10 protein-coding genes and 1 pseudogene are annotated in these 10,489 nt (G+C 69.0%); 7 read left to right on the top strand and 4 right to left on the bottom strand.

Annotation, left to right across the window (positions count from 1 at the left end; genetic code table 11):
* Positions 1–222: 222 nt before the first annotated feature.
* The 7 genes and pseudogenes from G3N64_RS36450 to G3N64_RS36420 form a co-directional block, all read left to right on the top strand.
* Positions 223–659, top strand: a pseudogene (locus tag G3N64_RS36450) (helix-turn-helix domain-containing protein); the annotation flags it as partial.
* Between the two features lie 315 nt (positions 660–974).
* The gene (locus G3N64_RS36445; RefSeq protein WP_205788477.1) at positions 975–2,114 is read left to right on the top strand and encodes an acyl-CoA dehydrogenase family protein; all 1,140 of its coding nucleotides are present in this window, start codon (positions 975–977) and stop codon (positions 2,112–2,114) included.
* Between the two features lie 49 nt (positions 2,115–2,163).
* The gene (locus G3N64_RS36440) at positions 2,164–3,066 is read left to right on the top strand and encodes a CoA ester lyase (RefSeq protein ID WP_205788476.1); all 903 of its coding nucleotides are present in this window, start codon (positions 2,164–2,166) and stop codon (positions 3,064–3,066) included.
* An 8-nt stretch (positions 3,067–3,074) separates the two neighbouring features.
* On the top strand, positions 3,075–3,728 hold the full coding sequence (locus G3N64_RS36435) for a pyridoxal 5'-phosphate synthase (RefSeq protein WP_205788475.1): 654 nt from the start codon (positions 3,075–3,077) through the stop codon (positions 3,726–3,728).
* Positions 3,719–4,972, top strand: a complete 1,254-nt coding sequence (gene metC / locus G3N64_RS36430) for a cystathionine beta-lyase (RefSeq protein WP_241021394.1) — start codon at positions 3,719–3,721, stop codon at positions 4,970–4,972. Before G3N64_RS36435 ends, metC begins: the two co-directional genes overlap by 10 nt.
* Positions 4,966–5,610 carry a glutathione S-transferase gene (locus tag G3N64_RS36425; protein WP_205788474.1) on the top strand — a complete coding sequence of 215 codons (645 nt, stop codon included), beginning with the start codon at positions 4,966–4,968 and terminating at the stop codon, positions 5,608–5,610. The genes metC and G3N64_RS36425 overlap by 7 nt, the downstream gene beginning before the upstream one ends.
* A gap of 55 nt (positions 5,611–5,665) precedes the next feature.
* On the top strand, positions 5,666–6,448 hold the full coding sequence (locus G3N64_RS36420; protein ID WP_205788473.1) for a glutamine amidotransferase: 783 nt from the start codon (positions 5,666–5,668) through the stop codon (positions 6,446–6,448).
* Here G3N64_RS36420 and G3N64_RS36415 read toward each other — a convergent pair.
* From G3N64_RS36415 to G3N64_RS36400, 4 genes are all read right to left on the bottom strand, one after another.
* Positions 6,371–7,105 (bottom strand): autoinducer binding domain-containing protein, encoded by a 735-nt coding sequence (locus tag G3N64_RS36415; protein ID WP_277399158.1) that lies wholly within the window; start codon positions 7,103–7,105, stop codon positions 6,371–6,373. The genes G3N64_RS36420 and G3N64_RS36415 overlap by 78 nt on opposite strands.
* An 86-nt stretch (positions 7,106–7,191) precedes the next feature.
* A complete protein-coding gene (locus tag G3N64_RS36410; RefSeq protein WP_205788471.1) occupies positions 7,192–7,623 on the bottom strand; it encodes a hypothetical protein in 432 nt (143 codons plus the stop codon).
* 59 nt (positions 7,624–7,682) lie between these two features.
* Positions 7,683–9,221, bottom strand: coding sequence for a DHA2 family efflux MFS transporter permease subunit (locus G3N64_RS36405; RefSeq protein ID WP_205788470.1), 1,539 nt, complete (start codon positions 9,219–9,221; stop codon positions 7,683–7,685).
* Positions 9,218–10,375 (bottom strand): HlyD family efflux transporter periplasmic adaptor subunit, encoded by a 1,158-nt coding sequence (locus G3N64_RS36400; protein ID WP_205788478.1) that lies wholly within the window; start codon positions 10,373–10,375, stop codon positions 9,218–9,220. Before G3N64_RS36400 ends, G3N64_RS36405 begins: the two co-directional genes overlap by 4 nt.
* Positions 10,376–10,489 lie beyond the last annotated feature (114 nt).

Here is a 10,489-nt window from a genome sequence, read left to right as displayed (position 1 = left end):
CCGTTCAGGACCAGCTCTTCGACACTGCGTGATCTGAAGCCCATGAGAAACAAATCCTGAACCCCTGAAAACACGACATTTCTATTTAGCTGGCGCCACGACATCTTGAAATGGCTACGACATGGGTGTGGGTCCCAAGTTCAGATGTCGCGTTTCCGCTAAATAAAAATGTCGTGTTTTGGTGTGTAGGTTGATCGCCAGCCCCCTCAAGGAGCACCGGCGATGAACGCGACTGGGACGATCACCATGACGATGCGTGAAGTGGATCGGCTGAAGGTCATTGAGGCGGTAGCCGAGTGTCGGCTCAAGCCCGGCCAGGCCGCCGAACGGCTGGAACTGAGCGTGCGGCAGGTCGAACGCCTCGTGCTGCGCTATCGAGCGGCTGGCGTCGCAGGATTGGTGTCGGGACATCGGGCAAAGCCTGGCAACCGCCGTCTGGACCCAGGCGCCGCCGACCGGGCGCTGTCGATCATCCGCGATCGCTACGCCGATTTCGGGCCGACACTGGCCTGCGAGAAGCTCTGGGAATGCCATGGCATTCGGCTGGCCAAGGAAACGGTCAGGAAGCTGATGACGGACGCTGGGCTCTGGATTCCGCGCCGGCAGCGTCCACCGAAGGTTTATCGGCCACGAGCGCGCGTGCCTCCCTGGGTGAACTGACCATATCTGTCCAAAACGATCTGTAGTCCAGATCGACCAATTTCCCGGATCAGGCGGGCATGACGGACCCACACGTAATCGCGGAAGTTCATGCGATCTGGAGCTCCCGCAACGGCCTGAACCCGAGTGACCGCGACGCGTGCAACCGAACGCACCCCGCGAGGATCCGCCACCACTCCACCCGCCCCCGCCGCGACACGCCATGCGGCAACTACCACTACTGCCAGTACCTCCCCCGTCCGTGCCCCCGTACTCTTGTCGGCATCGCTGGCGCGCCGTCCGAGGCCGCGCCGCGTCGACCGGAGACACGACAGATGCCATTTGACTGGACGCAGGAACAGCATGCGACGCTCGCGCGCTTTCGCGACATCGGCAAGGAGATCGCCGCCGCGGAACGCGACGCCCGCGCGCCTGCCGGATTCGACGAAGCCGGCTGGACCCGGCTTGGACGGGAAGGACTGTGGGACATGATCGTGCCGGAGACGTACGGCGGCGACGGTCATGGCTGGTGGCACTTTTCCGCGGCGCTCGAGGGGCTTGCGTCGTCGATCCGCCGCCCGGCGCTGCTGCTGTCGGTGATCGCTCAGGCCGGCATGGTGCGCGCGCTCGAACGTTACGGCACGGCAAGCCAGCAGGACCGCTATTTCGGCGCGATCCTGCGCGGCGAACTGAGCGCGACGGCAATCGCCGAACCGGGCACCGGCACCGACGTGCGCAGCATTGCGACGAAGCTGGTCGAGCACGGCGACGGCTACCGGCTGACCGGCAGCAAATTCAACATCGCGCACGCGCCGCTCGCGCGCTTCATCCTCGTCGTCACGCGCATCGAGACGCTCGGCCGACGCAATACCGCGCTCGTGATCGTCGATCGCGACCAGCCGGGCATGACGGTCGCCGAGCCCGACCGCAAGCTCGGCCTCGACGACCTGCCGACCGGCGCGCTGCACTTCGACAACTGCCCGATCACGCGTGGCCAGCTGCTGGGCGAACCGGGCGCCGGGCTCGGCAACCTGATCGACATCATCTCGCTCGGCCGCCTCTATTACGGCCTCGTCGCCGCGCAGGTGACGGCGCCGTATCTGCGCGACGCAATCGGCTATTGCCGCGACCGGCGCAGCTTCGACAGCACGATCGACGCGCACCAGTACGTGCAGGGCCGTCTCGTCGACCTGCAGATCGGCATCGAGCGCGGCACGTGGCTCGCGCGCGGCGCGCTCGCGCAGTTGCTGACGGACCACCCGCAAGCGCTGATGACCTGCTCGATCGCGAAGCTGGTCGGCGCGCAGGATCTCGTCGACGGTGCGCTCGGCCTCGTGCGGCTGTACGGCAGCCTCGGCTATCAGGCCGGGCCGGTGGCCGCATTCGCGTCGGACGCGTTGGGCTTCATGAGCGTCGGCGGCACCGAGGAAATGCATCGCAAGAACATCTTCAACCAGATGATGCGCGCCGGCTGAACGTCCGCGCCATCGATACGCGTACCACGCGCCTTACAGGAAACCACGCATGACAACGACCCACCGACGCCCTTCCCGCCTGCGCCGCTCCTGGCTGTTCCTCGCCGGCGCCGATCACGATGCGCTCGTCGACGGCGCCGCGAGCGGCGCGGACGTATTGATCCAGGAACTCGAAACCTTTACGCCGCCCGACCGGCGTCCGGCCGCGCGCGAACTCAGCGAGCGCGTGCTCGCGGGCTGGCGCGATGCCGGCATCCTCGCGTCCGTGCGCGTGAACCCGCTCGATGCGGGTGGCATCGACGACCTGCGCGCCGCGATGCGCGGCCGGCCGGACATCGTGATGATGTCGTACGTCGCGACGCCCGAGCAGGTCGTCGCGCTCGACGAAGCCGTCACGCGTTTCGAGCGCGAATACGATCTCGCGCCCGGCTCGACGGAGCTGGTGCCGAACGTCGAGACGACGCTCGGGCTCGTGAACACGATGGCGATCGCGCGTTCGAGCCCGCGCGTGTCGGCCGTGCTCGTCGCGACCGAGGACATGGTGGCCGACATGGGCGCCGAGCGCACCCGCGCCGGCCGCGAGCTCGACTATGTGCGATCGCGCTTTCGCGTCGAATGCGCGGCGGTCGGCGTCACCGCGATCGACTGCCCGTACAGCTATGCCGACAACGAAGGCGCGGAGCTCGACATGCGCGTGTCGCGCGGCCTGGGATATCAGGCCAAGGCGATCGTCAACGCGCAGTTCGTACCGGTCGTCAATCGCGTGCTGACGCCGACGGCCGACGAAGTCGCCCTCGCCCGCCGCGTGATCGACGCGTTCGACACCGCACGGCGCGAATCCGGCGGCCGCCGCGTGGCCGCGGCCGTCGTCGACGGTTTCCTCGCGGAAGTCCCCGACTATCTCGCCGCGCATCGGCTGATCGCCCGCGCGACGCAATTCGGCATCGCCTGAGGCCCGCCATGGATACGATCGCAACGCGCCTGAAGGCGCTGAAAACCCTCGCGCATGCAGCGCCGCACGTGCCGGCCGAGGACTGGCCCGACACGCCGCAAGCGCAATTCGAACGCTGGCTCGACGAGGCCGTTGCCGCGGGCGCCGTCGAACCGCAGGTGATGACGCTATCGACGGTCCGCCCGGACGGCCGGCCCGATGCGCGCTCCGTCGTACTGCTGAACGTCGACGCGCGCGGCTGGCATTTCGCGGCGAGCACGCGCAGCCCCAAGGGGCGCCAGCTCGAAAACCGGCCGTTCGCCGCGCTGACGTTCTATTGGCCGGCGATCGCGAGCCAGGTCCGCCTGAGCGGCCTGGTCGAGCGGCTGCCGGCCGCCGAAGGCCGCGCGGATTTCGCGGGCCGCCCCGAGCGGTCGCGCGCGAGCATCCTGGCCGGCCGGCAAAGCGAACGGCTCGACGATCCCGCCGACCTGACGCGCGCGATCGACGCGCAGCTCGCGCGGCTGGCCGCCGACCCGGCCCTCGTGTCGGACGATTGGCACCTGTACACGCTCGCGCCGGACGAAGCCGAATTCTGGCGTGCCGACAGCGCGCGCCGCTTCGCGCGGCAGGCGTACCGTCGTGCCGGTGAGCGCTGGGAACGGTGCGCGCTATGGCCTTGAAGTCAGCCGCACATCCGTCGCAATCCGGCGGCACCCTGCATGACCGAATCGACGGCCGGATGCACGAAGACACGCGGCTCATGCACGCGGGCCGCGACAGCGCGGCCTGGCACGGCTTCGTGAATCCGCCCGTCTATCACGCGTCGACCGTGCTCAGCCCGACGGTGTCCGATCTGCTGAACCGCACGCAGCCGTATATCTACGGCCGCCGCGGCACGCCGACGACCGACGCGCTCGAGCGCGCGGTGACGAGCCTCGAAGGCGGTGCCGGCGCGGTGCTGTGTCCGTCGGGGCTGTCCGCGTGCACGCTCGCGCTGCTGTCCTGCCTGAAGCCCGGCGATCACCTGCTGATGACCGCATCGGTCTACGGCCCGGTGCGCCATGCGTGCGAAGGCGTGCTCGCGCGGCTCGGCGTCGAGACGACCTGGTACGACGGCAGCACGCCCGTCGCGGCCGCATTCCGTGCGAACACGCGCGCGCTGTACGTCGAAGTGCCGGGCTCCTACACGTTCGACATGCACGATATCCCCGCGCTGGTCCGGCTCGCGCAGGCGCACGGCGCGCTGGTCGTCGCGGACAACAGCTGGGCGACGCCGCTCTTCTTTCAGCCGCATGCGTTCGGCATCGACCTGTCGATCCAGGCCGGCACGAAGTATCTGGTCGGGCATTCCGACGCGATGCTCGGCACCGTGTCGGCCAGCGAACGCGCGTGGCCCGCGTTGAAGCAACTGCATGGCGACCTCGGTCTGTGCGCCGGCCCCGACGACGTCTATCTCGCGCTGCGCGGGTTGCGCACGCTCGGCGTGCGGCTGCGGCAGCACCAGCGCAATGCGCTCGCAGTCGCGGCGTGGCTCGCGACGCGCGCCGAAGTGCAGCGCGTGTTGTATCCGGCCCTGCCCGGCGACGACGGACATGCACTGTGGCGCCGCGATTTTCGGGGCGCGTCGGGGCTGTTCTCGATCGTGCTGCGGCCGGCGCCGCCGCACGCGGTCGAAGCGTTTCTCGACCACCTCGCGCTGTTCGGGCTCGGCTATTCGTGGGGCGGCTACGAGAGCCTCGCGCTGCCGTTCGAGCTGGACGCGCACGGCCTCGCAGCACGCTGGCCGGCCGGCAGCCGTGGTGTACGCCTGCATATCGGCCTCGAGGGCCCGGACGACCTGATCGCCGATCTCGCGGCCGGCCTCGATCGCTATGCGGCGTGCGCGCAGCAGGCCACCGTTTGCGAGGATGCCGCGCGATGCTGACCGTCTGGGGCCGCCGCACGTCGTTCAACGTGCAGAAGGTGTTATGGCTGATCGGCGAGCTGGGCGTGCCGTACCGGCACATCGCGGCCGGCGGCGAACACGGTTCGCTGCAGACGCCCGCGTTCGCGGCGCTGAATCCGACCTGCCGGATTCCGGTGATCGACTGGGATGGCGATGTCGTATGGGAGTCGCACACGATCCTGCGCTATCTCGCCGCGCGCGTGCCGGACAATCCGTTCTGGTGCCGCGACGCATTCGCCCGTTCGCGCGCGGAGCGCTGGATGGACTGGTCGCAAACCGCGCTCGAACCCGACGTGATGACCGGGCTGTTCTGGGCGCTCGTGCGAACGCCGCCGGAGCGGCGCGACGATGCGCTCGTCCGCGACAAGGCCGCGCGCAGCGCGACGCATTTCAAGCTGCTCGACCGGTTGCTGTCGACCCAGGCCTTCCTTGGCGGTGCGGCGCCGGGCCTGGCCGACATTCCGGCCGGCGCGACGCTGTTCCGCTATTTCGCGCTCGACGTCGAGCGGCCGCCGTTGCCGCACGTCGAGGCCTGGTACGCCCGCCTGTGCCGGCGGCCCGCGTATCGCGAACAGGTGATGGTGTCGTTCGACGCGCTGCGCGGCCAGCCGGGCTGACTTCCTGTGTGACGACCCTCACGACCGCCCCCCTTCACGACCCTCTCGACACGACATGACGCACTCCGCCCTTCGTCCGATCCTGATCGTCCTGCATCGCGAACAGTCGAGCCCTGGCCGGATCGGCCGGCTGCTTGCCGCCCGCGGCCATCCGCTCGACATTCGCCGTCCGCCGCTCGGCGATCCGTTGCCGGCGACGCTGGCCGGCCATGCGGGCGCCGTGGTGTTCGGCGGCCCGATGAGCGCCAACGACGGCGATCGCTGGATTCAGGACGAGATCGACTGGATCGGCGTGCCGCTGCGCGAGGCGGCGCCCTTTCTCGGTGTCTGCCTCGGCGCGCAGATGATGATCCGCCACCTGGGCGGCCGCGTGAGCGCGCATCGGGACGGGCGCGCGGAAATCGGCTACTGGCCGATCGCCGCGACGCCCGCCGGGCGGCGGCTCGGGTCGTGGCCGTCGCACGTCTACCAGTGGCATCGCGAGGGCTTCGAGCGTGTCGCCGGGCTCGAGATCCTCGCGACCGGCGAGCACTTCGAGAACCAGGCCGTCCGCTACGGGCCGCGCGCGTATGGCGTCCAGTTCCATCCGGAAGTGAGCTATCCGATGATGCGGCGCTGGAGCACGGCCGCCGCGCACAAGCTGTCGGCGCCCGGTGCGCAGGATCTCGCGACGCAGGCGCACGAAGGCCGGCGGCACGACCGTGCGACGGCCGCGTGGCTTAGCGCGTTTCTCGACCGCTGGCTCGACGATGCACCGGCATCAGGTCGACACCGTCACGTCGGAGATGCTGATCAGCCCCCACTCGACCGCACGCAGCACGGCTTCATGCCGACGTGACACGTTGAACTTGCGGCGGATGTTCATGAAGTGGAAATTGATGCACGACTCGGTCACGTTCAGGATGTGGCCGATTTCCCACGACGTCTTGCCGGCCGCGTGCCAGCGCAGGCATTCGACTTCCCGCCGGCTGAGCCGCGGCACGCTGTCGGGCGGTGCATGGCAGCGCGTGCCGGCGATCGCTTCGCATGCGACGTCGCGCAGCAGCGTCAGCGCCGCGAGATGGCGGTCGCAGTGGTCGCGCGTGGCGGAGAGCTCGTCCGTGCTCGCGCACAGCAGCATGCCGACCTCCCCCTTCGCGCCGCGCACGGGCAGCACGACGCCGCTGCGCATGCCGTACGCGGCCGCCGCTTCGTAACACGGCCGCTGCTCCGGCAGCGCGAACAGTGCGTCGTCCCAGACGAGCGGCAGTGCCGAACGGAAGCAATGCCGCAGCATCGGATCGACGCGGTCGAACTGGCGCTGCCGGTACAGCGCCGTCCAGCCGGGCACGCCGCTGCTCCATTTGCGCGCGAGATCGAACGACGCGCCGGTAAACGGCAACACGATCAGCACGACCTTGTCGAACCCCATTCCGGCGGCCGCGTCGGTCATTCTCTGCCATGACGCGTCCGTGTCGCCGGGTACCAACCATTTCAGACAATCCAGTCCATTCATACAAGCCACCCCGTTCATTTAGTTGGAATCTGCATTCAGGCGGACTTGCGCAACCGGTTCGAGACGTTGCGCGCGAACGGGCCGCGCTAGACCGCCTCGGTCAGACGTCGCCGGCCTGCCTGCTTCGCGTCGTCGAGCGAAGCCGTCACGTCGAACGGAATGCCGAACGCCTTTTCGATGCCGGACGCGTTCGCGAGGGCCGCTTCACGCCCGGCCGGGTCCGGTTCGATCGTGATGAGCGCACGGCAGACCGTGGCGAGCGCGGCGCGGTTCAGCTTGAGCCACATGCCGCGTTCCTTGCGGTCATCGTGCGCTTCGTCCGGGCGGGCCGGCGGAAAGATCATGACAAACGGCTCGCCGTGCCGCATCAGCGCGTGCATGTCGTCGAGCCAGCGCTCCGCGTAGCCGGTGGCTGCGATCGCGTCGTTGCGCACGACGACGAACGGAAATTCCGTGACGTCGAATACGGCGAGTGTCGTCAGGTCGGACGGCATGGCGCCGGCGTGGTGGGTAGGCATCGGGTCAACCTCCATCGAATTGAACAGCATGGGTCGGAACGGGCCGCGCGGCGCCCGCTTCATCGTTTCGCGGCGGCGCCGGGGCCGAACGGCGGACGGGCGAGCCAGACCACCGCGATCACGGCGAGATACACGCAGCCGAGCGCGAACGAAATGTCGTTGAACGAGATCTGGTACGCCTGCGCATCGACCAGGTTGCCCAGCAGCGTCGCCGCACGCTGCGGATCGCCGCCGCCGAGGCGCGCGACTTCGGCCCGCACGGCCGGATCGAACGCGCTGACGTGCTCGCTGAGTTGCGCGTGGTGCAGGATCGCGCGCCGGTCCCACAGGAACGACGTGATCGACACCGCGAAGCTCGCGCCGAGCGTGCGCAGGAATGTGGACAGGCCGGAGCCGGCGGCGATCTCGTCCGGCTTCAGGTCGGACAGCAGGATGCTGTTGATCGGCATGATGAACAGCGCGAGGCCGAGGCCCTGCAGCAACTGGATCAGCGCGATGTGCGTGAAGTCGATGTCGGGCACGAAGCCCGCGCGCAGGAACGACGACATGCCGAGGATCGCGAACGCGCAGCACACCAGCACGCGCATGTTGAAGCGCGGTGCGTACTTGCCCATGAACGGCGTCATCAGCACCGGGATCACGCCCATCGGCGCGACGGCGAGCCCGGCCCAGAACGCGGTGTAGCCGAGCGTGCGCTGCAGCCACTGCGGCACGATCACGTTGACCGCGAAGAACGCCGAATACGCGAGTACGAGCGTCAGCGTGCCGGCCGCGAAGTTGCGATGCGCGAAGAGCCGCAGGTTCACGATCGGATTCGGTTCGTTGAGCTCCCAGATCAGGAACAGCGCGATGCCGAACGCGGCGACGATCGACATCACGACGATGAACGTCGAGTTGAACCAGTCGGCTTCGTTGCCCTTGTCGAGCACGATCTGCAGCGCACCGACGCCGACGATCAGCGCGGCGAGGCCGACATAGTCGACGCGCGCGGCAACGGTCGTCTCGACGCGTGCACGCATCTGCGCGAACACGCACATCGCGGCGAACACGCCGATCGGCAGGTTGATCAGGAACGCCCAGCGCCACGAGTAATGTTCGGTGACCCAGCCGCCGAACACGGGCCCCGCGATCGGTGCGACGACGGTGACCATCGCGATCATCGACAGCGCGAAACCGCGCCGCTGCGGCGGGTAGATCGACAGCATCAGCGCCTGCGTGGTCGGGATCATCGGCCCGGCCACCAGGCCCTGCAACGCGCGGAACGCGACGAGCTGCGGCAGGTTCTGCGCGAGGCCGCACAGGAGCGACGCGAACGTGAACGCGAGCGTCGCCCACACGAACAGCCGCACCTGCCCGACGCGCTTGACGAGAAACCCGGTCAGCGGCAGCGCGATCGCATTGCTGACCGAGAACGTCGTGACGACCCACGCGCTCTGTGTCGTGCTCACGCCGAAGTTGCCGGCGATCGTCGGCAGCGACACGTTCGCGACGGTGCCGTCGAGCACCTGCATGAAAACCGCGAGCGCGAGGCCGAAGGTCGTCAGCCCGACGCTCGACGGACGAAAGCCGCTGTCGGCGGCCGCCATCGGGCCGCTCATCGCACGGCCTCCGCGCGCACCGCCGCCGGCAGGTTCGCATGAATGACGTCGGCAATCAGGCTGTCGGCGCGCGCGAGCTCGTCGCGGTACACGTCGGTGCGAAATACCGGCGCGCGCTGCTCGCGATGCGACAGCATCGCGCCGCTGCGATCGTGCTGGTCGACGCGTGCGTGCATCGACAGGCCGATGCGCAGCGGATGCGCGTCGAGCTGCGCGGGATCCGTCAGTTCGATGCGGACCGGCAGCCGCTGCACGATCTTGATCCAGTTGCCCGTTGCGTTCTGCGCGGGCAGCAGCGAGAACGCGCTGCCGGTGCCGACGCCGAGGCTCTGCACGCGGCCGGTATAGCGCACGGCGTCGCCGTACAGGTCGGCGGTCAGTTCGACCGGCTGCCCGATACGCATGTGTTCGAGCTGCTTCTCGGTGAAGTTCGCGTCGACCCACAACTCACGCAGCGGCACGACCGCCAGCAGCGGCACGCCGGGCGATACGCGCTGCCCGACCTGCACCGTCCGCTTCGCGACATAGCCGGTGACGGGCGTGACGACGTCGGTGCGGGCATGCGCGAGGTAGGCGGCCCGCAGCCGTTCGGCCGCGGCCTGCACGTCCGGGTGCGATGCGACCGCGGTGTCGTCGATCAGCGCCTTGCTCGTCTGGTGCTGCTCGCTCAGCGTCGCGAGCGCGCTTTGCGCGGCCGCATATGCGCTTTGCGCCGACGTCAGCGTGTCGCGTGCATGCGCCAGTTCCTCGCGTGAAATCGCGCCGGAGCGGCCGAGATCCTCGCGGCGGCTGTAGTCGGCCTTCGCCTTGTCGAGCGCGGTGCGGCGCGTATCGAGTTCGGCGCGTGCGCCGTCGATGCTGTTGGCCAGCCCGCGCTCGTTGCTGTACAGGCCGCGCACCTTGCGCACCGTTGCCGCGAGATCGGCCTGCGCGGTCGCGAGCGCGATCTGCGCGTCGCTCGGGTCGAGACGGACGAGCGGCGTGCCGGCGCGTACGAGGTTGCCGTCGTCCGCGTCGATCGACACGACCGTACCCGTCACCTGTGGCGTCAGCTCGACGACGTTGCCTTGCGCGTACGCGTTGTCGGTGGATTCGTACCAGCGTCCGACGATCACGTACCAGATGCCCCAGCCGACGATGCCGAGCGCGAACACGGCGACGAGCGCGCGCACCAGATGCTTGCGCCGCGCAGGCGGTGGCGGCGTCGCGGGCGCGCCACTGCCCGGCGCCGGTTGCGCGCGGGCGATCGGAAGAGCACAGGTCCGAAC

Source organism: Burkholderia sp. Ac-20344, from assembly GCF_017104975.1.
Taxonomy (GTDB): domain Bacteria; phylum Pseudomonadota; class Gammaproteobacteria; order Burkholderiales; family Burkholderiaceae; genus Burkholderia.
This window is presented reverse-complemented; position numbering and strand designations above follow the sequence as displayed.